The organism is Streptomyces sp. NPDC048479 (genome assembly GCF_040651435.1).
In the GTDB taxonomy this organism is placed as follows: Bacteria; Actinomycetota; Actinomycetes; order Streptomycetales; family Streptomycetaceae; genus Streptomyces.
Genome location: NZ_JBEZKA010000041.1, coordinates 15,647 through 40,229, shown reverse-complemented (window position 1 = coordinate 40,229; position 24,583 = coordinate 15,647). Strand labels below are relative to the sequence as shown.

General features: G+C 68.2%; 21 protein-coding genes and 2 pseudogenes. 14 read left to right on the top strand and 9 right to left on the bottom strand.

Annotation, left to right across the window (positions count from 1 at the left end):
* Positions 1 to 222 precede the first annotated feature (222 nt).
* From AB0D12_RS37080 to AB0D12_RS37045, 8 genes are all read left to right on the top strand, one after another.
* Positions 223 to 1,224, top strand: coding sequence for a LacI family DNA-binding transcriptional regulator (locus AB0D12_RS37080; protein ID WP_362693262.1), 1,002 nt, complete (start codon positions 223 to 225; stop codon positions 1,222 to 1,224).
* Positions 1,225 to 1,302: 78 nt separating this feature from the next.
* Positions 1,303 to 2,514: an extracellular solute-binding protein gene (locus AB0D12_RS37075; protein WP_362693259.1), complete on the top strand. Its 1,212-nt coding sequence runs from the start codon at positions 1,303 to 1,305 to the stop codon at positions 2,512 to 2,514.
* Between the two features lie 14 nt (positions 2,515 to 2,528).
* Complete coding sequence (locus AB0D12_RS37070; RefSeq protein WP_362693256.1) at positions 2,529 to 3,650, top strand: ABC transporter ATP-binding protein; 1,122 nt, start codon at positions 2,529 to 2,531, stop codon at positions 3,648 to 3,650.
* A 151-nt stretch (positions 3,651 to 3,801) separates the two neighbouring features.
* Positions 3,802 to 4,707 (top strand): sugar ABC transporter permease, encoded by a 906-nt coding sequence (locus tag AB0D12_RS37065; RefSeq protein ID WP_362693253.1) that lies wholly within the window; start codon positions 3,802 to 3,804, stop codon positions 4,705 to 4,707.
* Entirely contained in the window at positions 4,707 to 5,606 is a 900-nt protein-coding gene (locus tag AB0D12_RS37060) for an ABC transporter permease subunit (protein WP_362693250.1), read from the top strand. The genes AB0D12_RS37065 and AB0D12_RS37060 overlap by 1 nt, the downstream gene beginning before the upstream one ends.
* Positions 5,607 to 5,661: 55 nt before the next feature.
* The gene (locus tag AB0D12_RS37055; protein ID WP_362693247.1) at positions 5,662 to 5,937 is read left to right on the top strand and encodes a hypothetical protein; all 276 of its coding nucleotides are present in this window, start codon (positions 5,662 to 5,664) and stop codon (positions 5,935 to 5,937) included.
* 64 nt (positions 5,938 to 6,001) lie between these two features.
* Positions 6,002 to 7,453 (top strand): glycoside hydrolase family 28 protein, encoded by a 1,452-nt coding sequence (locus AB0D12_RS37050; protein WP_362693244.1) that lies wholly within the window; start codon positions 6,002 to 6,004, stop codon positions 7,451 to 7,453.
* The gene (locus AB0D12_RS37045; protein WP_362693241.1) at positions 7,450 to 9,267 is read left to right on the top strand and encodes an alpha-L-fucosidase; all 1,818 of its coding nucleotides are present in this window, start codon (positions 7,450 to 7,452) and stop codon (positions 9,265 to 9,267) included. The genes AB0D12_RS37050 and AB0D12_RS37045 overlap by 4 nt, the downstream gene beginning before the upstream one ends.
* 109 nt (positions 9,268 to 9,376) lie before the next feature.
* On the opposite strand, the gene AB0D12_RS37040 is transcribed toward AB0D12_RS37045, so the two are convergent.
* On the bottom strand, positions 9,377 to 11,179 hold the full coding sequence (locus tag AB0D12_RS37040; protein WP_362693238.1) for an FAD-dependent oxidoreductase: 1,803 nt from the start codon (positions 11,177 to 11,179) through the stop codon (positions 9,377 to 9,379).
* Positions 11,180 to 11,293: 114 nt separating this feature from the next.
* Here AB0D12_RS37040 and AB0D12_RS37035 point away from each other — a divergent pair, with 114 nt between their 5' ends.
* A complete protein-coding gene (locus tag AB0D12_RS37035; protein ID WP_327327216.1) occupies positions 11,294 to 11,728 on the top strand; it encodes a YchJ family protein in 435 nt (144 codons plus the stop codon).
* 77 nt (positions 11,729 to 11,805) lie between these two features.
* Here AB0D12_RS37035 and AB0D12_RS37030 read toward each other — a convergent pair whose 3' ends face one another.
* Positions 11,806 to 12,252 (bottom strand): hypothetical protein, encoded by a 447-nt coding sequence (locus AB0D12_RS37030; protein ID WP_362693235.1) that lies wholly within the window; start codon positions 12,250 to 12,252, stop codon positions 11,806 to 11,808.
* A 68-nt stretch (positions 12,253 to 12,320) separates the two neighbouring features.
* Positions 12,321 to 12,401: pseudogene (locus tag AB0D12_RS37025) on the bottom strand (DJ-1/PfpI family protein); the annotation flags it as partial.
* A 212-nt stretch (positions 12,402 to 12,613) separates the two neighbouring features.
* Here AB0D12_RS37025 and AB0D12_RS37020 point away from each other — a divergent pair.
* Entirely contained in the window at positions 12,614 to 13,576 is a 963-nt protein-coding gene (locus AB0D12_RS37020) for a helix-turn-helix domain-containing protein (RefSeq protein WP_362693232.1), read from the top strand.
* A 31-nt stretch (positions 13,577 to 13,607) separates the two neighbouring features.
* On the opposite strand, the gene AB0D12_RS37015 is transcribed toward AB0D12_RS37020, so the two are convergent.
* Positions 13,608 to 13,865: a hypothetical protein gene (locus tag AB0D12_RS37015; RefSeq protein WP_327327219.1), complete on the bottom strand. Its 258-nt coding sequence runs from the start codon at positions 13,863 to 13,865 to the stop codon at positions 13,608 to 13,610.
* 142 nt (positions 13,866 to 14,007) lie between these two features.
* Here AB0D12_RS37015 and AB0D12_RS37010 point away from each other — a divergent pair.
* Positions 14,008 to 14,248: pseudogene (locus tag AB0D12_RS37010) on the top strand (long-chain fatty acid--CoA ligase); the annotation flags it as partial.
* On the opposite strand, the gene AB0D12_RS37005 reads toward AB0D12_RS37010, so the two are convergent.
* Entirely contained in the window at positions 14,186 to 14,389 is a 204-nt protein-coding gene (locus tag AB0D12_RS37005) for a hypothetical protein (RefSeq protein ID WP_362693307.1), read from the bottom strand. The pseudogene AB0D12_RS37010 and the gene AB0D12_RS37005 overlap by 63 nt on opposite strands.
* Before the next feature lie 108 nt (positions 14,390 to 14,497).
* Complete coding sequence (locus tag AB0D12_RS37000) at positions 14,498 to 15,568, bottom strand: ATP-dependent DNA ligase (RefSeq protein ID WP_362693229.1); 1,071 nt, start codon at positions 15,566 to 15,568, stop codon at positions 14,498 to 14,500.
* Between the two features lie 54 nt (positions 15,569 to 15,622).
* On the opposite strand from AB0D12_RS37000, the gene ligD reads away from it, so the two are divergent.
* Positions 15,623 to 16,666 carry a non-homologous end-joining DNA ligase gene (ligD, locus tag AB0D12_RS36995; RefSeq protein WP_362693226.1) on the top strand — a complete coding sequence of 348 codons (1,044 nt, stop codon included), beginning with the start codon at positions 15,623 to 15,625 and terminating at the stop codon, positions 16,664 to 16,666.
* A 60-nt stretch (positions 16,667 to 16,726) separates the two neighbouring features.
* Here the strand turns inward: ligD and AB0D12_RS36990 are convergent, their stop codons facing one another.
* Positions 16,727 to 18,871 (bottom strand): family 16 glycoside hydrolase, encoded by a 2,145-nt coding sequence (locus tag AB0D12_RS36990; RefSeq protein WP_362693299.1) that lies wholly within the window; start codon positions 18,869 to 18,871, stop codon positions 16,727 to 16,729.
* A gap of 56 nt (positions 18,872 to 18,927) precedes the next feature.
* Entirely contained in the window at positions 18,928 to 21,411 is a 2,484-nt protein-coding gene (locus AB0D12_RS36985; RefSeq protein WP_362693223.1) for a ThuA domain-containing protein, read from the bottom strand.
* Between the two features lie 197 nt (positions 21,412 to 21,608).
* On the opposite strand from AB0D12_RS36985, the gene AB0D12_RS36980 reads away from it, so the two are divergent.
* A complete protein-coding gene (locus AB0D12_RS36980) occupies positions 21,609 to 22,607 on the top strand; it encodes a multicopper oxidase domain-containing protein (RefSeq protein ID WP_362693220.1) in 999 nt (332 codons plus the stop codon).
* 5 nt (positions 22,608 to 22,612) lie between these two features.
* Here the strand turns inward: AB0D12_RS36980 and AB0D12_RS36975 are convergent, their stop codons facing one another.
* On the bottom strand, positions 22,613 to 23,485 hold the full coding sequence (locus AB0D12_RS36975; protein ID WP_362693217.1) for a hypothetical protein: 873 nt from the start codon (positions 23,483 to 23,485) through the stop codon (positions 22,613 to 22,615).
* 286 nt (positions 23,486 to 23,771) lie between these two features.
* Here AB0D12_RS36975 and AB0D12_RS36970 point away from each other — a divergent pair, with 286 nt between their 5' ends.
* Complete coding sequence (locus AB0D12_RS36970; protein WP_362693214.1) at positions 23,772 to 24,569, top strand: VOC family protein; 798 nt, start codon at positions 23,772 to 23,774, stop codon at positions 24,567 to 24,569.
* Positions 24,570 to 24,583 lie beyond the last annotated feature (14 nt).

Genomic DNA, 24,583 nt, shown 5'->3' with positions numbered 1-24,583 from the left:
CGTGCCGTCACAGGTCCGTAAGGAGTTCAGCCCTACGGCACGGTCGGGCGCCGGTCGGGCGCCGGTCGGACGGGTGAGGCCGGGATGCCCGGCCGTACGGCTGTCGCGACCTGGTGCGCCCGGTCGTGAGTCACGGCCATGGTCCGAGTGGCCTAGTGCTCTGCTACTTTCCTGAGGCGAGAAACCGGTTTCTCAACCGTGCGGGCTAAGGAGAGCGTCCTGATGGTTGCCGCGAAGCGTGCCAAAAGGGTCACAATCGCCGATGTCGCACGGGAGGCCGGGGCCTCTGTCGCGACCGTCTCCCGCGTACTGAACGGCGTGGACACCGTCGCTCCCGACCTCGCCGAGCGCGTCAGGACCGCCATCGGCGATCTGGGCTACCGGCCCAGCGCCGCCGCCCAGGGCCTCGCGCGCGGCCGCTCCGGCACCATCGGTGTGCTCGTCCCCGATCTCGCGAACCCCTACTTCCACGGCATCATCAAATCCGTCTCCGTCGTGGCCCGGGACGCCGGCAGCCGTGTCCTGGTGATGGACTCCAACGAAGACCCGGATGTGGAACGGGAGCTGACCGAGGACCTGATCCGTTACGCGGACGGGCTGCTGCTCTGCTCACCCCGGATGCCGCGCGCCGACCTCGCCGCGCTGGCCGGCCGCGGCACCCCCATGCTGGTCACCAACCGCCAGGTCGCGGGCCTGGCACTGCACTCGATCACAGTGGACTTCTTCCGCGGGATCATGGCCGTCTGCGGGCATCTGGCACAGCTCGGACACCGCAAGGTCGTCTATCTCGAGGGTCCGGAGCACGCCTGGGCCAACGGCGAGCGGCTGCGCGCCCTTTCAGGTGCCGAAGCCTTCGGTCTCGAGGTGCACTCGGTGCCCTGCGGATCCACCACCGACGAGGGATACGCGGCGGCTCCCGCGGCCCTGGAGAGCGGCGCCACGGCCGTGATCGCGTACAACGACTTCGTCGCGCTGGGCGTGCTCGCCCGCTTCTGCGAACTGGGTGTCAAGGTGCCCGACGACATGTCACTGACCGGCTTCGACGAGATCGACATGGCTCGCTTCTCCGCGCCGCCGCTGACCACGGTAGCGGTTCCGCGGGACCGACTGGGCCGGATCGCGGGCGAGGCGCTCGGCCGCATCATGGGCGGCGACGAGGACGTCGAGCCCGCAACAGTCCCTGTTGAGCTGCGAGTTCGCAGTTCAACAGGCGCACTCTCTTGACACGGCTCCTGGCGGGGTGGACCTTGTTCGGGCACCAGGCCGAGTAAGCGCTATCTCATCAGAGGGGTGCGAGTCGCCATGTCCCGTCAACTGCGCCACCGTTCAGCAAGGATCGCGCTTGCGGGACTGCTGCTCGCCGTGGCAGCCGCCGGCTGCGGCGCGCCCGGCAACGGGGACTCCGGATCCATGGACGAGTCCCCGCGGAAGATCCCCGCGAAGCCGAGCAAGCCGGTGACGCTCGACATCCTGGATGTCGCGGGAAACCTGCAGCTGACCCAGGGCATGATCGACGAGTTCGTCGAACAGCACCCTGACATCATCGGCAAAGTCACCTACTCCAAGGCCCCGGCCCCCGACCTCGCGGGCAAGATCAAGGCGCAGCAGCAGGCAGGTCGCGTCCAGATCGATCTCGTCCTCACCGGAACGGACGGCCTCGCCGCCGGTCTCTCGCAGAAGCTGTGGAGCTCCATGACGGAGCACCAGTCGCTCATCGGCACCCCGGACTATCTCGAGCCGGCCGCCGAGATGCAGAAGCTCGCGCAGGGCCAGGGCACCGCGATCGTCTACTACCCGTCGGGCCCGCTCGTCGAGTTCAACCCCGACAAGGTCAAGAACCCGCCGAAAAGCCCGGCGGAACTCCTCGCCTGGGCCAAGGCGCACCCCAAGAAGTTCCAGTACGCCGACCCGGCCAACTCGGGCCCCGGCCGCACCTTCCTGATGGGACTGCCGTATCTGCTGGGCGACAAGGACCCCAGCGATCCGGTGAAGGGCTGGGACAAGACCTGGGCGTACCTCAAGGAACTCGACAAGTACGTCGGCGTCTACGGCTCGGGCACCACCGAGACCATGAAGAACCTCGCCTCCGGCCAGCACGACATGGTGATGTCGACGACCGGCTGGTACATCAACCCGCGTGCGCTCGGCACCGTGCCGAAGAAGATGCAGGCCGGGCACTTCGACAGGATGACGTGGGTGACCGACGCGCAGTACGCCGTGGTCCCCAAGGGTGTCGACGCCGACACCATGTCCGCGGCGCTCCAGCTGGTCAAGTGGATGCTCACGCCCGAGCAGCAGGCCAAGGCGTACGACGACGGCTACTTCTACCCCGGGCCCGCGATCAAGAACGTGCCGGTCACGATGGCGCCGCAGAAGTCGCAGAACACACTGAGGGAGTTCGGCGTCCCGGAGTTCGACCGGTGGATCGACCAGTTCCCGAAGAAGCCGTCGCTGCCGGCCGAGCAGCAGGTCAAGGCATTCGGCATGTGGAACCGCGAAGTCGCGGGCCGGTAAAGGGGATCAGGGGAATGATGTCCCGTTTCTCCACGCTCAGCCTGGACAAGGTGTCCCGCAGCTTCGGCCGCCACGCGGCGCTGCGGGAACTGGAACTCGAGATCCGGGGCGGCGAGTTCGTCGCACTGCTCGGGCCGTCCGGCTGCGGCAAGTCCACCGCCCTGAACTGCCTGGCCGGGCTTCTCCCGCTCACCGGCGGCGCGATCCGGCTCGATGACGAGCGGATCGACCGGATCGCGCCGGAGCGGCGCGGCTTCGGCATGGTCTTCCAGAGCTACGCGCTCTTTCCGCACCTCACCGTCCGCGGCAATGTCGCCTTCGGTCTGAAGATGGCCAAGGTGCCGAAGGCGGACATCGCCCGCCGGGCGGACCGGGCGCTGGAGATGGTGCAGCTGACCGAGCACGCCCACAAGCGGCCCGGCCAGCTCTCCGGCGGACAGCAGCAGCGCGTTGCGATCGCCCGTGCGATCGTGCTGGAGCCGCGGCTGGTCCTGATGGACGAGCCGCTCTCCAACCTCGATGCCTCGCTCCGTCTGGAGATGCGCACCGAGATCCGGCGTCTGCACCAGAGCCTGGGGCTGACGACGGTGTACGTCACCCACGACCAGGAGGAGGCGCTGTCGCTCGCCGACCGCCTCGTCGTACTGCGCGACGGGATCATGCAGCAGGTCGGCACGCCCGAGGAGGTGTACGGCCGGCCCGCGAACCGCTATGTCGCCGGCTTCATGGGGTACCGCAACATGCTGGACGTCACGGTCGCGTCGGCGACCGGCGACCGGCTCTCGCTCCGGTTCGCCGACGCACAGCTGACGGGCCTGGACCGCGACGCGCTCGCGGCGGGTGGTCGCGGCGTCGCGGCGATACGACCCGAGGACCTGGATGTCGCGGGGGAGAACGCCGGCGGGCGCATCCCGGCGTGCATCGAGGTCGTCGAGTACCACGGCCGTGAACTCGCCGTCCAGGCGCGGTTGTCGGACGGCCAGCAGGTCCATTTCCGCACCGGCGGCAGGCTTGCGCCCGGAGACCGGGTGGATCTGGCGGCGGCGCCCGAGCGGGTCCTGGTCTTCGCCCCGGAGGGCGAGCGGCCGCCGGAGCCGGTCGAGGACGTCCCGCGCCAGAAGGCGGTGACGTCATGAGGCCGCGGCCGATCGGCTGGACGCGAGGGCCGATCGGTCGTGTCGCACATCTTGTGGGCAGGACCGGCCCGGCGAGAGGGCCGGTCGTCCCGGCGCACAGGCTCCCAGGGCCAAGCCCGTTGTGGTCCGGCCGCACTGCAGGGGGGAGGCCATGACCTCCACACCCGCCGCCACGCGGACCCGGCTCGCGCTGCGGCATCGGCTCGCCGAGCGTGGCGTCGACCGGACGCTGATCCTCCTCGCGCCCGGCGCGCTCTTTCTCGTGCTCCTCTTCTGCTACCCCTTCCTCTACGGCCTCCAGCTCTCCTTCCAGCCGCAGGAAGGCGGCGGCGCGCTCGCCAACTACCGGGAGTTCTTCTCCGACCCGTATCTGCGCGAGACGATCTGGATCACCCTCGAACTGGCCGTGCCCGTCGCCCTGGTGAACTGTCTCGCCGCCGTCCCCGTCGCCTTCCGCACCCGTGGCACCTTCCGTGGCCGTCGGCTCGTCACCACCCTGCTGGTCATGCCGATCACGCTCGGTACTGTTCTCACCGCCGAGGGCCTGCTCGGCTATCTCGGCCCTAACGGCTGGCTCAACAAAGCCCTGTTGGGCATCGGCGTCATCGACGAGCCACTCACGCTGGTGCACAACTACTGGGGTGTGTTCGCCTCCTTGGTGATCACAGGCTTTCCTTTCTCCTATCTGCTCACGCTGTCCTATCTCACCGGTATCGACCCAAGCCTCGAGCAGGCGGCGGCCACGCTCGGGGCGAACCGGCGGCAGCGGTTCCGTCATGTGATGCTGCCGCTGCTCGCCCCGGGACTTGCGATCACCTTCTGTCTCTCGTTCGTCCTGGCCTTCGCGGTGTTCCCGTCGGCGCAGCTCGTCGGCGACCCGCGCGGGAGTACGCATGTGATCTCGATCGAGGCGTACCGGGCGGCCTTCCAGAAGTTCGACTACTCCCTCGGCTCGGCGATCGCGATGGTGATGGCCGCGGTGATGCTGACGGTCGTGATCCTGGTGCTCGCGTGGCGCTCGATGCTGTACCGCGGCTCAACGGGAGGCAAGGGCTGATGACCGACGTCCTGGACACCCACGATGCGGTGACCGCGCCCGCCCCCGAGAAGCCGGTACGCAAGACGCACCGCTTCGGACGCCCCGTCACCTGGCTGACCGGACTCGTCTTCGGCTTCTTCTTCATCAACCTCGCCGGAGTCATCGGCGTACCGCTGGTCGACTCCTTCGGCACGCGCTGGTTCACCACCTGGCTGCCGGACGGCTGGACGACGAAGTGGTACGGCTCGGCCTGGCGAGAGTTCTCCCTCGGCCAGGTCTTCTGGACCACCGCTCTGACCTCCGTACTCGTCGTCGGCATCTCGGTTCTCGTCGGCGTCCCGGCCGCGTACGCTCTCGCCCGCCGTGACTTCCCCGGCAAACGGCTGGTGCTGCTGCTGTTCCTGCTGCCGATCCTGGTCCCGCCGATCACCTACGGCATCCCGCTCGCGACGGTGCTCTACAAGTTCCAGCTGGCCGGCACGCTCACCGGAGTGGTGCTGGCCAATCTGGTGCCTTCGGTGCCCTTCGTGGTGCTGACGATGACGCCGTTCATCGAGCAGATCGATCCGCGTATCGAGGCGGCGGCCCGGATGTGCGGGGCCGGGACGCGCGCGGTTCTGCTGCGGATCGTGGCGCCCCTGCTCGTGCCGGGCATTCTCGCCGCGTCCGTCCTCGTCCTGGTCAGGACCGTCGGCATGTTCGAACTGAGCTTCCTCACCGCTGGCCCCGACGGTCAGACCCTCATCGTGGCGCTCTACTACGCGGTGTTCTCCGCAGGTATCCGTACCCAGCAGTCGATCGACGCGATGGCCGTGATGTACACGCTGTCGATGCTGGTGCTGCTGGTGATCGCGCTGCGCTTTGTGAACCCGACGCAATTGGTGACCCGCGTGAAGGAGGACCCGACCGCCCGCTGACCTCGGATTCTGCTTCCCACCTGACCTTTTCCCCCCGATGGAGAGGTGTTGTGTCATGCGTCCGCACCACTCGCGCCGTTCGGCCCTGAAGGCCGGCGGAATGCTCGCAGCGGGCACGCTGCTGCCCACGGCCGCCGCCGGCCGTGCCGATGCCGCTCCCGGCGACGCCGAATCCGCCTTCCACGACGGCTGGAGACAGGTGCCCCGCATCCTCGCCCGGATCCGTCCGCCCACATTCCGCAGGCCGTGTTTCGACATCACCGACTACGGGGCGGTGGGGGACGGGCTGACGAAGAACACGGCCGCCATACGCGCCGCGATAAAGCGATGAAGCGGCTGATCCGGAGCGGACTCGACGAGACCTGATCGCCGTAGCCCACCCGAAGGACTGAGAGGTGACCTCCGTGCAGCCGTTCCCGACGAACCGACGCTCCTTCCTCACCCATGCGGGCATTGCGGCCGCGGCCGCGATCCTCCCCTCGGTGATCTCGGCCGAGACGGTCGCGGCGGCCGAGGCCACCGTGACGGGACTCGCCCGCGACCCCTGGGGCAGGGTCCCGGACATCCTCGCCCGTATCCGCCCGCCCACGTTCCACCGGCGGCGCTTCGACATCACCGACCACGGCGCGGTCGGCGACGGCGTCACCAAGAACACCGAAGCCTTCAGGCGCGCGATCAAGGCCTGTCACAGGGCCGGTGGCGGCCATGTGATGGTGCCGCCAGGCCGATTTCTCACCGGCGCGATCCATCTGCGCAGCAATGTGGACCTGCACGTGGAGGAAGGAGCCACGGTCCTCTTCTCGATGGACCCGGCGGACTATCTGCCGGTGGTGCTGACCCGCTGGGAGGGCACCGAGTGCTACAACTACTCGTCCTTCATCTACGCGTACGGGCAGAAGTACCTCGCCATCACCGGCAAGGGCACCCTCGACGGCCAGGGCATGGACGGCCCCTGGAAGAGCTGGCGCGACCCCGGCGGCAACGCTCTGATCGACCAGGCCGAGCTGCGCCGTATGGGCACCGAAGGCGTACCGGTCAAGGAACGGGTCTTCGGCGCCGGGCACCATCTGCGGCCCAACATGATCCAGTTCTACAACTGCCGCAACATCCTGCTGCAGGATGTCACCGTCCTCGAACCTCCCATGTGGACCGTCCATCCGGTGCTCTGCCGCAATGTCACGCTGAAGGACGTCGATGTCATCGGCCGGATCAACAACAGCGACGGCGTGGACCCCGAATGCTGCTCCGACGTCCTGATCACCGGCTGCCGCTTCCACACCGAGGACGACTCGATCGCGGTCAAGTCCGGCCGGGACGAGGACGGTCTCAGGGTCGGTGAGCTCAGCGAGAACATCGTCGTACGCGACTGCGTCTTCTCCGGCCGTTGGGGCGGTATCGCCGTCGGCAGCGAGATGTCCGGCGGCGTACGGAACGTCTTCGCCGAGGACTGCCGCATCAATCCGCTCGACTTCCCCGGCCGCTTCAACCCCCGCCACCCGGTCTTCATCAAGACCAACAAAAAACGCGGCGGCTCCATCGACGGCGTGTACGTCCGGCGGTTCACCGGCCGCGCCATCGACCGGGACTGCATCTACCTGACCACGCGCTACGGCAATCAGGAAGGCAGCCGGCCGGCGATCATCCGCAACATCAAGGTCGAGGACATGGTCCACGACGGGGCCCGCCGCGCCATCAATCTCGAGGGCCTGGAGTCCGATCCCTTCATAGGCGTCCATATCGAGCGCTGCGAATTCACCAATATGGCCAACGACAACATCATCGGCCCTGCGCGGGACTCGACCATCCGCAAGGTCTTCGTCAATGGAACCGAGGTGACGTACCCATGAGACGCCGCACCGTCTCCTTCGCCTGGACAGCAGTACTTTCGCTCCTGTGCGGGCTGCTGCTGTCGGCCCCGTCCGCCGCCCAGCCCAAGCCCGAACCGCTCGCACAGGCGGCGGCCCCCGCTGCCGCCGCCGCGCAGAACCCTCCGCGCGAGGCCATGCTGCGCAATGCCACCGCCGGACTCTTCCTGCACTGGGGCATGTTCACCCGGCCCATCCACAAGGACTGCAAGGAGTGGGAGCAGGCCGTCACCGACGGCGGCTGGAACGCCGACTACTGGGTCGACGAGGCGAAGAAGCTCAAGGCGAGCTACATAGTCCTCGCGACCTTCCACTCGCGCCTCGGCTACGCCCGCCCCTGGCCGTCCAGGATCCCCGGCAGCTGCTCCACCGAGCGCGACATCCTCGGCGAGCTCATCAAGGCCGCGAATGCCAAGGGGCTCAAGGTCATCCTCTATATGACCGACGACCCGCAATGGCACAAGGAGCAGGGCTTCGAGACTCTCGACTCCCAGGCCTACTCCGCCTACAAGGGCCGCGATGTCGACCTCACCCAGCGCCCGGGCTTCGGTGAATTCTCGTACGACAATTTCTTCGAGGTCATGGCCAACTACCCGAAGCTGTCCGGGTTCTGGATCGACAACGACAACGCCTACTGGGAAGAGAACAAGCTCTATGAGCAGATCCGGGAGAAGCGCCCGGACATGACGCTCAGCAACAACAATGAGGACACCCCGATCATGGACATGGTGTCCCACGAGCAGAAGACCGGGATGACACCGCCGTACGACCAGCCGTCGGCGATCTGGACCCCGATGCCGCGGCTGACCGAGTCCTGCTACAAGGTCCCCGACTCGGGCTCCTGGTGGTACGACGGCCAGGACCGGCCTGTCACCACGGGACTCAACGTCGGCCGCTATGTCGCCAACGCCGGAACGTCCATCAAGTCCTTGATGGACCTCACCGCCATGGTCGACGGCACATTCCCGCCCCAGCAGCAGAAGTTCACCGACTTTATGCAGAACTATCTCCCGCCGATCTGGAAGTCGCTCTCCGGAGTCGAGGGCGGCGGTTACATGTACGGCGGGATGCAGCCGGGCGCCTGGAACAACGGCGCCTACGGCTATCTCACGATCAGCAAGACCGACCGCACCCGGCAGTACGTCCATGTCACCACCCGGCCGACGAGCGGTGACGAGGTGAAAATCCGCGACAACGGTTACCGCATCAAGCGCGTCACCGATCTGCGGACCGGCAAGCGCATGAAGTTCGACCAGCAGGGCGGCAGCCTCACCATCCAGGGCATCACTGCCTGGGACCCGTACGACACGGTCTTCAGTGTCGACACCGGCCGGCAGCGCGAAGGCATCTACCCGACGGGACGGGTCAAGGCGAGCGAGCCGGCGATCGCCGACGGCGACTTCACCACGTACTACGACAACAAGGGTGTCCTTCCCGTGGCGCTGACCCTGGACCTCGGCAAGGTCAGGAGGGCCCAGTACCTGGCGATCAACCAGCGCGAGTGGTCGCCCACCTACAACAGGGAGACCTTCGGCAGGGCCGAGGACTCCGCCCGCATCAAGGACTACACGGTCTCGGTGAGCAACGACGGCGCGATCTGGCGTCAGGTCAAGGCAGGCGTCCTGGAGAGGGCCCGCGGGACCCGCTTCCTCGACCTCGGGGTCCGCGCGCGCTACATCAGGCTGGGCGTCGACAGCACCTGGTCGAAGGAGACCGTGCCCCGGTTCTACAAGCAGCTGCAGATCGACGAGATCCAGGTGGGGTACGCCTACCCGCGCAGCCACGGCCACCACTGAGGGGGCGGTGCCGGTGTGCCCGGGTGTGGGTCCCGGGCACACCGGCCGTCCGGAATTCATGTGATCGCAACAGGGTGAACGGGCCGTGGGATACCCGGCGTTGAACCCCTCAGCCCAGGTCGAACGCGTTGCGCAGCCCCAGCCGGTAGCGGGTGCGGTCGTGGTGCTTCATCAGCTCGATCTCCGGGGCGCGGAAGAGCGGCTTCACCGTGCAGCGCGCCGCCGGAGAACCGACGTTGTCCAGCAGGGCGTTGACGGCCGCGCGGGCCGAGGCGTTGGCTCCCTCCATCGTGGCCAGGTCGATGTCGACGGCAACATAGTCGCCGGCCAGGAAGAAGTTGGGGATCCGGGTGGCTGCCTTCGGGCGGTTGTGGAAGGTGCCGACCGGGTGGATGAGGAGCTCGTCCTCATTGGTCGGGTTCGGGGTGCCGAGGCCGGCCACACCCGGGTCGAGGAACCAGGAGTGCAGCGCGCTGTCCTTGAGCACCGTGCGGCCGGTGTCGTTGACACTCGCCTTGAGCTGGGCCCACACCTCCCGGGCGACCTCCGCACGGGTGCACTGCTTGGCGGTCTTCCCGTACAGGATGCCGGCCTTGTCCCACTCGGAGATGTCCACGGACAGGCAGTCCACCGCGACGCCGTCGCCGTAGTCGGCCGGGAAGTTCCGGGACGGCCAGTGTCGCGCCTGCTGGATGGCTGTCAGGGACCAAGGAGAGTCGATGCAGTTGAGGTGCCCGTTGAGCAGCGGAGCCCGCTCGGTCAGATAGAACTGAATGCCCGTCATCCAGTCCGTCTCCAGTTTGTCGCAGCGCGCCAGCTGCGAGTCCGCCGCGCGCAGCTCGGCTCCCCAGGTCCGCCGCGCGTGCTCCACCGGCATCGCCGAGATGTAGTGGTCGGCGGTGACCGGCCGGCGCACTCCCTGCGGGTCCTCGATCATCGAGGCCGTGACCCGCCCGGAGCCGTACGTCACCTCCCGTACCGTCCAGCCGATCTTGAACTGGACGCCCAGCTTCTCCAGATGGGTCACCCAGGGGTCGATCCATGCCTCATTGGTGGGGGCGTTGAGTATCCGGTCGAGTGGTCCGTCGGCGCCCCGGCCCAGCGCATTGAAGACGAAGGCCTCGAGGAGAGTGGCGACCGTACGGGTGCTGGCCTCCTCGGCCTTGGTCGCGACGATGTTCCGGGTGAGTCCGACGGCCAGGACGCGCTGGTAGTCGTAGCTCATCCGCTCGGCCCGGATGAACTCCCACCACGGCGTGCGCTCCCACGTCTCGTCGCGCCGCTCGTCGCAGCTGGTGAGAAAGACGAGCCCGCGGTTCACGAAGTAGGCCGTCTCATGGGCCGGGATGCCCAGGGCCGTGTCCAGCGCGGCGGTCAGGGCGCGGCGGATCTCGTCGAGTGTGAGCTGGGCCGGCTTGTGGCCCGGCCAGGGCAGCGGGATCCGTAAGTCCTCGCGCCCGGTGCGGGCGAAGGACATCTCGGCCGGCGCCACCAGGTTGTCCCAGACCCCGTTGGCGTTTCCCGGGTACGGGATGCGCCGCATCGTGTCCGGCAGGTTGTGGTAGATGCCGGGGATGAAGCGGAAGCCGTGCTCGGCGGGCAGCGGCCGGCGGCCGCCCTTCGCGCTGTTGGGGACGTCCATGCTCCGGGCCTTGCCGCCCAGTGCTCTGCGCTCGTAGACGGTGACCCGGAATCCGCGGTCGGCCAGTTCGTGAGCGGCGGTGAGTCCGGCGACCCCGCCGCCGAGTACGGCGACCGACTGGGCGGCCGGAGCGGCAGGTGTGCCGTGGACGGCGGTGCGTTCCGCCGCGACGGCCGCGGCAGCCGTTTCCGCCGAGGTCAGCGCCGCTGTGCCGCCGACCGCCGCAGCGCCCGCCATGAAGGTGCGTCGTGTGTTTCCCACCCGATCCATCCCCAACCCCTTACCGACGGTAACTGTCGCGTCCGGCGCAGGAGCATACGGAGATCCCTCATGACCCGGAAGCCACGCGCGGGCCCATTCGTGCAATGGCTGGAAAATGGAGTCATGTCCCGACGCAGCTCACGCCCCAAACGCACCGTCCCACCCGCCCTGACCGCAGACTCGCCCTGCCCCTGCGGGCTGCCCGCGGCCTACGGCGAGTGCTGCGGCCGCTTCCACTCGGGCGAGCACGCAGCCCCCACCGCCGAGCTGCTGATGCGCTCCCGCTACAGCGCCTTCGTAGCCCAGGACGCTGCGTATCTGCTGCGCACCTGGCACCCCGCGACCCGGCCGCCGCATCTCGAACCCGACCCCGGCATGCACTGGCAGGGGCTGGAGATCCTTCAGACCACAGACGGCAGCCCCTTCCACTCCTCGGGAACGGTCACCTTCCGCGCCCGCTACCGGCATCACGGCAAGCGAGGCGAACTGCACGAGCGCAGCAGCTTCGAACGGCACGGCGGCGCCTGGGTGTACGTCGACGGTGTCTTCCTGGAGTGAGCGCCGAGGGCGCACAACCCCGGGTCGGGTGCATGTGACGGCGGTCCAGGCGACTCCTGACCTCGTCATGCCGCCCGTCACGCGCCTGTCGTGGATCCGGGCCGCACGATCATCAGGACCGTGACGGTCGCCCACAGCAGATTGAACACCCCCGTGGACATGGCGAGCTTGGCGGAGGCGACAGCGCCGAGGTTCTCCAGGACCGCGCTCTGCCCGGGCAGTACCAGCAGCGCGAGGACTCCGGCGGCGACCGTCGTGAGCACGATGGAGACGATCAACCAGGCGTCGCCGAGGACATGCAGGCTGTTGGCGGTGGCGAGACCGAAGACGGGCACGACGACACCGATGGTCGCGTAGACGCGGCAGATGCGGTGGAGATTGCGTACGGCACCGAGCGCCTGGTCGCCGTCGGGTTCGGCCGCGGCACGGCGGGCGGCGGCCGGGAACGCGCTGGCCGCGACGGTCACCGGGCCGATCGCGATGATCGCGGCCAGGACATGGACGATGAGCAGGATCTTGATCATGCCGGCCGGCCCTCGAGGAGGGGGGCCGCGCCGCGGGCGCTCCGGACCGTGCCCCGGCGCATGCCCATGCCGCCGGCGCCGAGCACTTCGTACGGGGCGATGACGTCCAACGGGGCGGAGCCGTCGAACAGAACGATCTGGGCGAGCATCCGGCACCAGTCCTTATGTCTCGGGAATCTCGTGAAGAGCCGCCCCCGGAGGGGCGGCCGGACCGACGCTAATGAGCGCCGACGACGATGGACAGTGGCATGAATGCCACCTTCCAACGGATTCCCGCCAGGCCATCTCACAGAGGCTGCTGACACAGAAGAGCAGCTCACAGGCTCTTGGCCGGAAAGCCACGGGCGCTTACGTTATGGCCATGCACACCGTGGCCGTACTCGCCCTGGACGGGGTCATCGCCTTCGACCTGTCCACGCCGCTCGAAGTGTTCGCCCGCACCCGGCTGCCCGACGGCAGGGCCCCGTACCGGGTCCTGGTCTGCGCTCCGGCGGACGAGGTCGACGCGGGCGCGTTCACGCTGCGCGCGCCCTTCGGCCTGGAAGCACTGGCCGAGGCGGACACGATCATCCTGCCGGGCTGCGCCGATCCGACCGTGCCGGTCCCGCCCGAGGCGCTCGACGCGCTGCGGGCAGCTGCCGCTCGCGGTACTCGTATCGCCTCGATCTGCGCCGGCGCGTTCGTCCTCGCCGCCACCGGCCTGCTGGACGGCCTGCGTGCCACCACCCACTGGCTCGGCGCGGCCCGGCTCGCCGCACTGCACCCCGAGGTCGAGGTGGACCCCGATGTGCTGTACGTCGACAACGGACAGTTCCTGACCTCGGCCGGGGCCGCCGCAGGACTCGACCTGTGTCTGCACATGATCCGCCGGGACCACGGCTCGGCGGTGGCGGCGGACGCGGCACGGCTGTCGGTGATGCCGCTGGAACGCGAGGGCGGGCAGGCGCAGTTCATCGTTCACGACCAGCCGCCGAACCCGGACGGCGCGACCCTGGAACCTCTGCTGCGCTGGATGGAGGAGAACGCCGGGCGCGAGCTCACTGTCGGAGCCATCGCGGCGCACGCGGGCCTGAGCACCCGCACCCTCAACCGCCGCTTCCGCGAACAGACGGCGACCACACCCGTGCAGTGGCTGCACCGGGCCCGTGTGCGCCAGGCCCAGTATCTGCTGGAGACGACGGCGTACTCGGTGGACCGGATCGCCACCCAGGTCGGCTTCGGCTCACCGACGGCGTTCCGCGACCGCTTCAAACGGCAGGTCGGCACCAGCCCGCACGCCTACCGCCGCGCCTTCCAGGGCTCGCCCGGGGCGCAGCGGATCTGATGTCCCGGGATCGTCGCCCGGACGCGGCGGGTCAGTAGGTGCGGCCCGGCTTGATGATCAGTCGCGGGTTGTATGCGGCCAGGATCTTGTTGGACATCGCCAGCGTGGACAGCGCGTGCTCGCGGTCCGCCCGGTCCTCCGCACACAGCGGGCCACGGAACCGGTACACCTCACGCACGGCGCACTCGGCGTCGATCTCCGCCTGCAGAATGTGGATCGGCATGCAGGACCCGATCAGCGCGGCGACGCCATCGGGGATCGGTACGGGGATGAGGGGTGACGCGGTCACGTGTAGTCCTTCTCTGCTTCTTCCGTCGGGCACCGGCGGTCGGCGTCCTACCCCTCCATACGTACCGGACGGGTTTCCGGCTTTGACGGCGGGATTGTCTCTGTGCGGCAACCGTTTCGGATCACCCTTTGAGGAGCCGGCCATGGGCGTACGCAAGGATCTGAAGGGCGAAACAGCGCGGCGATCTTGCCGAACGTCTCCCCGTCGAACTGGTCAGGAACGACGGTGTCGTACGAGAAGTGCCCACTGCCCGGCTCGCCCGGCCGTACGCCTCCGGCGGCACCGCCGACATACCTTACGCGAACGCGGTCGAGGCTCCCTCATCGGTGGTCCTGCGGCGAAAGAGAAGTGACGGACAGTGGCGGCCGGTTACTGCTGTGGCCCTTCATGTGCGAAGTGGCCGTTGTGGCAAAGGGGTTGACCAGGTTGCTGATCCCTTCCTTGACGATCAATCGCTGTGCCGGCCCGGCCGCGTAGGCGAACAAGATCGAGGCGCTCCATGCGTGAATGACCTGCGGGGCCACGGGTGTCAGGGCGATGAGCCGTCGCTGCGCTCGCGCGGACGGCGGGCGCACAATGCGTCCTCGGTCGCCAAACAGCTCTCGCAGTCGGTGAGTTGATCACCGTCCTGCTCATTCTCCAGGGGGTGACAGCACCTCGGACAGGTCGTATCGCACCGGTTCCTCCAGCTGCGAGTAGGTGCAACCGTGGGGATCACGGTCCGGCCGCCACCGGCGGAACTGAGCGGTGTGCCGGAAGCGGTCGCCCTCCATGTGGTCGTAGGCGACCTCGATCACCCGCTCGGGCCGCAGCGCCACCCAGGAGAGGTCCTTCTTGCCGGTCCAGCGGCTGGTCGCACCGGGCAGCCGGGCGCTCTCATGGGCGCTCTCGTCCGTCCACGCCGCCCATGGATGGTCGTCCGGGGGATCCATCCGCAGCGGCTCGAGCTCCTGGACCAGCTCCTCGCGCCGCTTCATGGAGAACGCGGCGCAGACGCCGACATGCTGCAGCGCGCCCGAGTCGTCGTACAGGCCCAGGAGCAGTGAGCCGACGATCGGGCCACTCTTGTGGAAGCGATAGCCGGCCACCACAGTGTCCGCCGTGCGCTCGTGCTTGATCTTGAACATCAGCCGGGCGTCCGGCCGGTACGGCAGGTCCAGCGGTTTGGCGATGATCCCGTCGAGTCCCGCGCCCTCGTACCGCTCGAACCACTCCTGCGCCAGCTCGGCATCGGTGGTGGCGGGCGCGAGATGTACCGGCGGCCCGGCGTCGGCCAGTGCGGCGGCCAGAGTGGTGCGCCGCACCGAGAGCGGCGCGTCCAGCAGAGCTTCGTCACCGATGGCGAGCAGATCGAAGGCGACAAAGCTCGCAGGGGTCTGTTCGGCGAGCAGCCTCACCCGGGACTCGGCCGGGTGAATACGCTCGGTGAGCTTGTCGAAGTCCAGCCGCCCCTCGTGCGCGATGACGATCTCGCCGTCGACGACACAGCGGTCGGGGAGATTGGCCCGCAGATCGTCGGCCAGCTCGGGGAAGTAGCGGGTGAGCGGCTTGCCGGTCCTGGAGCCGATCACCAGCTCATCGCCGTCCCGGTGGACGATCGCCCGGAAGCCGTCCCATTTGGCCTCGTACTGCATACCCGGCGGGATCTTCTTCACTGGCTTGGCCAGCATCGGCTTGACAGGCGGCATCACAGGAAGATCCATGCATTGATTCTGCCCGATATGCGGCATATCTGCGCTCGGCCTACCGTGGCGCACATGGGTGCAGCGGTGGAACTGGAGGCCGGCGGGCGCACCGTACGGCTGTCCAATCCGGACAAGATCTACTTTCCCGAGCGGGGCTTCACCAAGCTGGACGTGGCCCAGTACTACCTGGCCGTGGGGGAGGGGATCACCCGCGCCCTGCGCGACCGCCCCACCACTTTGGAGCGCTACCCCGACGGCGTCGAGGGCGAGTCCTTCTTCCAGAAACGCGTGCCCAAATACCTCCCCGACTGGATCCCGACGGCCCATATCTCCTTCCCCAGCGGACGGTCGGCCGACGAGATGCGCCCGACCGAGGTCGCTGCCGTGATCTGGGCGGCCAATCTCGGCACGCTGACCTTCCACCCCTGGCCGGTACGCGGAGACGCCGTCGACCACCCGGACGAGCTGCGCATAGACCTGGACCCGCAGCCGGGCACCGACTTCAACGACGCCGTCAGGGCCGCACACGAACTGCGCGCGATCCTCGGCGAGCACGGCCTGCGCGGCTGGCCCAAGACTTCCGGCGGCCGAGGCCTCCATGTCTTCGTACCGATCGAGCCGCGTTGGGACTTCACGCATGTGCGGCGGTCGGCCATCGCCGTCGGCCGCGAGCTGGAGCGGCGGATGGAGGGCAAGGTGACCACGGCCTGGTGGAAGGAGGAGCGCGGCGAGCGGATCTTCGTCGACTACAACCAGACCGCCCGCGACCGCACCATCGCCTCGGCCTATTCCGTACGTCCCAAGCCGCACGCCCCGGTCTCGGCCCCGCTGCACTGGGATGAACTCGACGATGTGTCGCCGTACGACTTCGACCTGGTGACCATGCCCGCCCGCTACGCCGAACTCGGCGATGTGCATGCCGACATGGACGACCACGCCTTCTCCCTGGAGAGCCTGCTGGAGCTCGCCCGCAAGGACGAGCGCGACCACGGCCTGGGCGATCTGCCGTACCCGCCGGACTATCCGAAGATGCCGGGCGAGCCGAAGCGGGTACAGCCGAGCCGCGCCAAGAAGGAGAAGGAGAAGGAGAAGGGGAAAGAGAAGGAGAGCGATTGAGCAGCCGTCGGCTCCCTTCCCGCCTGCGGGAAGGGAGTCGACGGCGGGCCGGGCCGGGGGCTACAGCTCCTGGATGCGGATATTGCGGTACGAGATCACGTCCGTCGTGCTGTGGACCTGGAGCCCGATATAGCCGGAGGCGTACCGTCGGCCGTCCGTTCCCGGGTCGTCGGCGCGCGGCGGTACGAACTCCTGGCCGCCCACATTGTCGAACTCATTGATCAGGACGCCGTTGCGGTACACCGAGTAGTGCTGGCCGACCACTCGGATCTCGTAGTCGTTCCAGGTGCCCTTCGGCGTCACACCCGCACCGCCGAGTCCGACCCGGTCGAAGCCGTAGATCGAGCCGGTCTTGTACATGTCGCCGTCCGGCCGGTCCAGGACCTGCACCTCATGGCCGTACTTGATGGCGACCCACTCGGGGCGGGGCTCCTCCGGATTGTCGTGGACGTACGGGAAGCGCACGAAGACACCGCTGTTGGCGTTGCCCGTGCCGGGAGCGTCGTCCCGCCACTGCAGCTTCAGCGAGAAGTCCCCGTACTGCCGCTGCGGGAACCACAGCATGCCGAGGCCGCCCTTGGTGGTGCCGCTCGTCATCGACCCGTCGGCGCCCAGGCCGAACGAACCGCCGCCCACATGCTGCCACTTGCTGAACGACGCCTGCGTGCCGTCGAACAGATCGCGGTAGCCGGTGTGCCGGCCCGGCTTGCCGATGCCGGACTGCTTGGCCGCCTTGTAGATCTTCTTGTGCTCGCGCTGGTCGATGACGCCGTCCGCGAGCAGCTGGTCGAGGACCTTGTCCACGTGCTTGAGGAACAGCGCGTGCGAGGACCAGTCCTTCTCGTCCTCGATCAGCTCGTTGATGGTGCAGCGGCTGCGGGTGATGCGGTTGGGCACACCCGTGTCGACCGTGCCGACGATCACCGTCAACCGTTCGTCCCACTCGGGGCAGTTGGGCGCCGGGACCCCGCCGCCCTCGGCGACGGTGAACGTCACCTTCTGCGCCTGGGAGGTGTTGCCCGCCTTGTCCGTGGCCCGGTGCAGAACTGTGTGGAAGCCCACCCGGTCGATGATGACCGGCGTGGTGTAGGCGAGGTAGGGGCCGCCGTCGAGGGAGTACTCGACCTTGTCGACCCCGGAGCCGGCGTCGGTCGCGGTGAGCGTCACCTTGGCGCTGGTGATGTAGGCGCCGTCGGAGTTCTTCTGACCGGTCACCCCGGCCGAGGTCTCCGGCGGGGTCTTGTCCTCGGCCGGCGGCGTGACGACCGTGAAGTCCACGGACTTCTCGACGGCCGCGTTCCCGGCCTTGTCGGTCGCCTTGTAGCGGACCTTGTGCGTGCCCGCCTCATGCACCATCACCGGGGCCGTGTACGGCTGCCAGGCGCCGCTCGTGCCGATTGCGTACTCGATGGTGTTGACGCCCGATCCGGTGTCGGATGCGGTCACCGTGACCGTGGCCATGCCCAGATACTGGCCCTGGTCGTTCTTCTCGCCGCTCACCGTCGCCGAGGTCTCCGGCGGGGTCCTGTCGTCCGTCGGCGGGGCGACGACGGAGAAATCGACCGCCTTCTCCGCGGCGATGTTCCCGGCCTTGTCAGCGGCCCGGTAGCGGATCTTGTGTCCGCCGACCTCGTTCACCACGACCGGCGTGGTGTATGCCTGCCAGGCGCCGGCCGCACCGACCGCGTACTCGATCTTGTCCACACCCGAGCCGGCGTCGGTCGCCGACACGGTCACGGTGGCCTGGCCGACATAGGCGCCGTCGGCGTTCTTGTCGCCGTCGACCTTCGCCGTCGTGTCGGGAGCCGTGGTGTCCTCGCCGCCGCCCTCGGTGACGGTCAGGATCCCCTGCATCGCGCCGTGGCCGGGGATGGTGCAGTGGAATCGGTACCGGCCAGGAGTGAGCGTGACCTCGACGGTGTGCTTGCCGCCCTGGTCGTCGCCGGGATTGGCGAGGATGTTCAGCGGTACGTCGTTGTTGTACTCGGGATCGGACACGTCGAAGGTCAGCGTGTGCGGCATACCCATGGTGTTGCCGGTCGCCGTGCTGTTCTCGAACACGATCGTCGTCCTCCCCGCCACCGCGGTGGTGGGGAACGAGGCGTACTTCTCGATCGAGTCACCGGCCGTCCAGGTGAGGACCTGATCGGCCGCCGGATCGTCGCTCTGGCCGTAGGCGACCGCCGACATCAGCCCGAGGACCATCGCCACCGACGCGAGCAGGGCCGTCCACAGCTTTGCCGTTCTGTGTCTCACGTGTCTCACTGCGCCGCCTTCCGTGCCAGGTTGTCGGCGGACGGAGTCGCCTCGCCGCCCTTGTATGTGATGTGCCAGAGCGCCGACTTGGCGTCGGAGGTGAAGAATCCGCGCCCGTAGTCCAGGACGTACAGCGAACCGTCCGGCGCGAACTTCCAGTCCATGAGGTTGCGGATGCCGTCGGCCCCGACCGGGATGATCTTCTTCAGGGATTCGGCATGCACCGGGATGCCGCCCTTGCCGACCGTCCTGGGGTCGGTGAGCACCGCGTGCCGTGGCTGGTCGCCGTCGTAGAAGTCGCCGACGAACCACTTTCCGTCCCAGTACGACGGCCACTTGTCCTTGCCGGCGCTCGCCGCGTCGTAGCGGTAGACCGGACCGTTCATGGTCGCCTGGCCGCCGCCCTTGAGCCACGGCATCAGGATCTTCTGCTCCTCCACCTTGTAGCTCGGGATGCCGCCCGCGTCGCGGGGATAGTCCACGCCGCCGCCCTGCGGCGAGTACCAGATGGTGTTCCCGGTGACCGGCGGCAGATTCACCAGGCCGTTGTTGTTCGGGGACTCGTTCTTCGGGGCGTCGCAGTTGTACCAGCCGAGCGGCTTGCCCGGATCGGGCAGATTGCGGTCGCGGTAGGGCTGCTTATTGCCCATGCAGTACGGCCAGCCGTGGTTGCCCGCCTTGATGATGGCGGAGAAGGTGTCGTACTTGGCCGGGCCCCAGGTGGTGCTCGGCGCACCGGCGTCGGGGCCGACCCAGCCCGCGTAGAGGATGTCCGTCGACTTGTCGACGAAGATGCGCGCCGGGTTGCGTACGCCCATCACATAGATCTCGCCGCGCGTCCTGCCGCCGCCCTCGTCCTGCTCCTTGCCCGTGAAGAGGTTGCCCGCCGGGAGTGTGTACGTCCCGTCGTCCTCGGGGTGGATCCGCAGGATCTTGCCGTTGAGGTTGTTGGTGTTGCCGGCGGTACGGCGCGCGTCGGCGAATGACACGCCCTTGAAGTTTGGCTCCGGGTTGTTGCCGGAGTAACCGCCGCTGAAACCGGAGGAGTTGTTGTCACCGGTGGCGACATAGAGATTCTGCTGGGAGTCCCAGGCCATCCCGCCACCCGCGTGGCAGCAACTGTGAATCTGTACCGGCCACTTGAGCAGGACCTTCTCGGAGGCGAGATCCAGCTTGTTGGCGGCCAGGTCGAGCGTGAAGCGCGAGACGCGCCGCTCGGCCATCTGCGTGTCGCGGTTGATCTGCGAGTGCGGTGTGTAGTGCAGATACACCCAGCCGTTGGACATGAAGTCCGGGTCCAGCTCGATACCGAGCAGCCCCTCCTCGACCTTGATCAGCTCATCACCGCCGCCCTTGTTGCCGAAGACGGTCAGCGCCCCGGCGAGGGTGACCTTCTTGGTCTTCGGGTCGTAGACGTGGATCTCGCCCTGGCCCTTGCCGATGTCGGGGTTGTTCCAGTCGGTGACGACGGGCTTGCTCGAGTCGGCGCCGCCGCGCCCGATGTAGAGGACCCGCCCGTCCGGGGCGGTGACCAGGCCGTGCGGCTCGCCGATCTGGTCGTTCTGTCCGGGCTTGTTGGGCTGGGTGACGCGCTCGGCGGTGTAGTTGGCGTTGATGGTCGCCTTGCAGTCGGCGCGCGAGAGCCGGGTGGCCCAGGCGAGTGCGCCGCGCAGATGGTCGCGGAAGTCGGTCTCGGCGAAGCTGTCGACCGTACCGCCCATGCCGGTGTAGAAAGAGCGGCCGCCGTCGTAGTCACGGCACCAGGAGACCGGGTGGTCCCAGCCGTTGGCGCCGGTGCCCGGCGTGTAGGAGTTCTCCTTGACGCGGGCCACGGTGTGCACGTTGCCGGAGGGGTTCACCGCCCAGTTGAACCACCTGTCGGGCCGCTTCCACTGGAGCGGTAGCGATTTGGTGGCCGGATGCTGACGGTCGCCGACCTCGACGACCGCGCGCTGGACCGCACTTGCGGCACCGGCCGGCCGGGCGCCGATCAGCCCGGTGAACCAGTCGGAGTACGGCTCGGTGCGTGCCGCGTCATGGATGCCGAGGAAGCCTCCGCCGGCCTCCAGATATGACTCCAGCCCGGCCTCCTGCTCCGGGTCGAGCACATCGCCGCCGCCGGTGAGGAAGACGACCGCGTTGTACTTGCCGAGCTTGGTGGCATTGGTGAAGACCGAGGCGTCGTCGGTCGCCTCGGTCTTGAAACGGCCTGCGGCGGGCCCGGTCTGCCCGATGGTCTCTATCGCCGCGATACCGGCGTCGACGGTCGGCGACTCCTCGGTGGCCGAGGCGTGGAAGACGAGCACCCGTACGTTCTGGCCGCCCGGCGGCGACGGCAGGGACAACGTTGTCGACGGTGGCTCCGGATAGGGCTTGGCGGAAGCTGCGGTCCCGCCGCCGAGCAGGGAAGCGGCCAGTGCGCCGACTCCAAGTGCCGCCGCCAGACCGCTTCTTCGGGATCTCGACCGGTGATGTGGTGTGCGCTGCATGTGGTCACCCACCCCTCTTAGGTCACAACAACAGCCTTGGAAACTAGACCCCTTTTCGCGGTTCGCCAATAGGAATGACCTCAATGGCACGAACTTTGTCCTGACTGTGGATAAACGAAGATCGCCCGGCTACCGTGTGGCCGACCCCGGGGTCAGCTGAACCCCGTCAATCTCCGTACGAGACTGGAGAGTTCGGCATGGACAGACGGAGCTTCAACAAGCGCCTGCTGGCCGGGAGCGCGGTCGCGGCGACGGGCGTGACATCGTTGTCCCTCGCCTCGGCCACCGACGCGACCTCGGCGGAGAGCGCACCGAGGACCGCGCCGGACGGAGGTCGGATACGCCATCTCACGTTGTACGCGGAAAAGTTGGCGGACGGTCAGATGGGCTATGGCCTGGAGAAGGGCAAAGCGGCTGTCCCGGGACCGCCGATCGAGCTGATCGAGGGCGACACGCTGCACATCGAGTTCGAGAACACCACGGACGTACCGGTAAGCCTGCACGCCCACGGCGTTGACTACGACATCGCCAACGACGGCACCAGGATGAGCAGGAGCCATGTCGAACCCGGCGGCACGCGTACGTACACCTGGCGCACCCACACCGCGGGCAAGCGGGCCGACGGCACCTGGCGCGCGGGCAGCGCGGGTTACTGGCACTACCACGACCATGTGGTGGGCACGGACCACGGGACGGGCGGCATCCGCAAGGGTCTCTACGGGCCTGTGGTGGTCCGCAGGAAGGGCGACATCCTCCCGGACAAGCAGTTCACGATCGTCTTCAACGACATGACGATCAACAACAAGACGGGCGACCAGAGCCCCAACTTCCGGGCCACGGTGGGCGATCGGGTCGAGATCGTCATGATCACGCACGGCGAGTACTACCACACGTTCCATATGCACGGTCACCGCTGGGCGGACAACAGGACGGGTCTGCTGGAGGGGCCCGCCGACGTCAGCCGCGTCATCGACAACAAGATCACAGGACCGGCGGACTCCTTCGGCTTCCAGGTCATCGCGGGCGAACATGTGGGCGCGGGCGCGTGGATGTACCACTGCCATGTGCAGAGTCACTCCGACATGGGAATGGCGGGCCTGTTCCTGGTGGCGAAGCCGGACGGGACGATTCCGGGGTACGAGCCGCACCATGTCGCCGCGGACTCGCACTCGGCGCAGGGCGGGCACAGCCACTGACGGTGTCAGCCGCTGAGGTCCCATACGCCCCAGTCGGTGTACGGCGCGTCCTGTACATAGACACGCGGGCCGCGGCCGACGACCCGGCGGCGGCCGATCTCGCCGCCCTCGGGCCGGACGAGGGTGCTGTACGAGACCGGCTCGGCGGCGCTTTCGGTGAGCGCGCACACGACGAGGCGGCCGCTGTCACCCCCGTACCCGCCGAAAAAGGCGACCCGGTCGCCGTGCGCGGCGATTCCATGAGCGCCCTTCACCGGGCTGGTGCGCACCTTGACGGGGCGGTCGTCGCGGATCTCCAGCAGCGGAAAGGCCGTGTAGGTGTAGGCCCAGGCGGCGCGCCGGTCCACATTGAGGGCGTAGCAGTCGAGGATCGAGTCGGCTCCGGACGTCGGCTTGAACTCCCAGACCGCATCCCCGCTCGGGGACCAGCGCCGCACCCCCGGGGCGCTGAGGCGATCGCCGAGTACACCCTCGTCGAAGTAGCCGATCCACAGATCGCCCGCCTCGTCGGCGAGCAGATGCGCAATACCGTCGCCGACGGTGAAGGTCCAGGAGGGGCGACCGAGCGCGTCGAAGATCTGTACTTGGTCCCTGTGCCGGTGCTTGGGGCTGCGCGCGTTCGCGAGGACGAAACCGCCGTCCGGGAGGGCGTCCAGCAGGGGGTGCTCCGCCGTCACCGCGCTGAGATGGGTCCGGTGGACGCTGCCGTCGTCCACGGTGACGACGAGCGCGTCGTACGGACCGTTCGGCATGGCATCGGGCCGCTCGACGAGCAGCCAGTGCGCGCGGTCGTAGGCATCCACCGTGCTGGTGATGATCGGCAGATCCCGGTGCGCGCGCGGCAGGCGTGCGTACGGGGTCAGAGGTACGGGCTTCAAGGCGCTCCTCGGCAAGGGCTGTGTTTTGACGGCATCCGCGGCGGATCACGGGGTCCGGCGGCGATGCGTTGGCCGAGGGCGACGGCATGCGGCGCCTACGCGGCATGAGCCTTTCTGTTTCTCATGCCCGGGATCCTGCATGGGCCGATGGCTCGCGCGCAAATGGAATTCGCCCACTTATACGGTGTACGACGCCGTTGCGGGGGCCGGTCTTCCTGGATGCGCCGCTACGCGATCGGGAGCAGACTCGGACGACAGGCAACGGGATCCCAAGAAGGAGCGCACGATGCTCACCACCCGCTTTGTCACCGGCTCCCCGAACTGGATCGACCTCGGCACACCCGATATCGAGAAGGCGCGCACTTTCTACGGCGGCCTGTTCGGCTGGACCTTCCGGTCGGCGGGACCCGAGGCCGGCGGCTACGGCATGTTCCAGCAGGACGGCAAGACCGTCGCCGGCGGCATGACGGTCACTCCGGAGCAGGGCGCCCCCGGCTGGTGCGTCTACTTCCAGTCGCCCGACGCCGACGCCACCGCCAAGTCGGTCGAGCAGGCCGGCGGCGCCGTCGTATTCGAACCGATGGACGTATTCGAAATGGGCCGCATGGCGGTCTTCAGCGACCCGTCCGGCGCAGGCTTCGCGACGTGGCAGCCCGGCCGGAACAAGGGCTTGGACCTCGTCAACGACCCCGGCTCGCTGTGCTGGATGGAGCTGTACACGCCGGACACGGGCGCGGGCGTGAGCTTCTACACCAGTGTCTTCGGCTGGGAGACGAACACCATGCCGCTGCCGGACGGCAGCGGCTCGTACATCATGGTCAACCCGGCCGGCACGAGCCCGGACGCGATGTTCGGCGGCGTCGCCCCGCTCGCGGCGGACCCGGTGGAGGCGGCGGACGGGCCGCGCTGGCTGCCGTACTTCGAGGTCGTGGACTGCGACGCGTCGGTCGCCATGGCGAATGCGCTGGGCGGCAAGGTCAGGATGGCTCCGGTCGACATGGAGGGCGTGGGCCGCTTCGCGAAACTGGCAGACCCGGCGGGCGCGCGGTTCGCGGTGATGCAGGGCGAGCAGCAGCAGAGCTGACGCTTCGCGCGGGG

Bases quoted from the DNA above. Each gene is read 5' to 3' on its own strand.
- AB0D12_RS37020 (WP_362693232.1), top strand. From the start codon at position 12,614: ATGCACACCGTGGCCGTACTCGCCCTGGACGGGGTCATCGCCTTCGAC.
- AB0D12_RS37075 (WP_362693259.1), top strand. From the start codon at position 1,303: ATGTCCCGTCAACTGCGCCACCGTTCAGCAAGGATCGCGCTTGCGGGA.
- AB0D12_RS36985 (WP_362693223.1), bottom strand. From the start codon at position 21,411: ATGCAGCGCACACCACATCACCGGTCGAGATCCCGAAGAAGCGGTCTG.
- AB0D12_RS37035 (WP_327327216.1), top strand. From the start codon at position 11,294: ATGTCCCGACGCAGCTCACGCCCCAAACGCACCGTCCCACCCGCCCTG.
- AB0D12_RS36990 (WP_362693299.1), bottom strand. From the start codon at position 18,871: ATGGTCCTCGGGCTGATGTCGGCGGTCGCCTACGGCCAGAGCGACGAT.
- AB0D12_RS37000 (WP_362693229.1), bottom strand. From the start codon at position 15,568: ATGGATCTTCCTGTGATGCCGCCTGTCAAGCCGATGCTGGCCAAGCCA.
- AB0D12_RS37060 (WP_362693250.1), top strand. From the start codon at position 4,707: ATGACCGACGTCCTGGACACCCACGATGCGGTGACCGCGCCCGCCCCC.
- AB0D12_RS37040 (WP_362693238.1), bottom strand. From the start codon at position 11,179: ATGGATCGGGTGGGAAACACACGACGCACCTTCATGGCGGGCGCTGCG.
- AB0D12_RS36970 (WP_362693214.1), top strand. From the start codon at position 23,772: ATGCTCACCACCCGCTTTGTCACCGGCTCCCCGAACTGGATCGACCTC.
- AB0D12_RS37070 (WP_362693256.1), top strand. From the start codon at position 2,529: ATGATGTCCCGTTTCTCCACGCTCAGCCTGGACAAGGTGTCCCGCAGC.
- AB0D12_RS37045 (WP_362693241.1), top strand. From the start codon at position 7,450: ATGAGACGCCGCACCGTCTCCTTCGCCTGGACAGCAGTACTTTCGCTC.
- ligD (WP_362693226.1), top strand. From the start codon at position 15,623: ATGGGTGCAGCGGTGGAACTGGAGGCCGGCGGGCGCACCGTACGGCTG.
- AB0D12_RS37080 (WP_362693262.1), top strand. From the start codon at position 223: ATGGTTGCCGCGAAGCGTGCCAAAAGGGTCACAATCGCCGATGTCGCA.
- AB0D12_RS37030 (WP_362693235.1), bottom strand. From the start codon at position 12,252: ATGATCAAGATCCTGCTCATCGTCCATGTCCTGGCCGCGATCATCGCG.
- AB0D12_RS36980 (WP_362693220.1), top strand. From the start codon at position 21,609: ATGGACAGACGGAGCTTCAACAAGCGCCTGCTGGCCGGGAGCGCGGTC.
- AB0D12_RS37055 (WP_362693247.1), top strand. From the start codon at position 5,662: ATGCGTCCGCACCACTCGCGCCGTTCGGCCCTGAAGGCCGGCGGAATG.
- AB0D12_RS37065 (WP_362693253.1), top strand. From the start codon at position 3,802: ATGACCTCCACACCCGCCGCCACGCGGACCCGGCTCGCGCTGCGGCAT.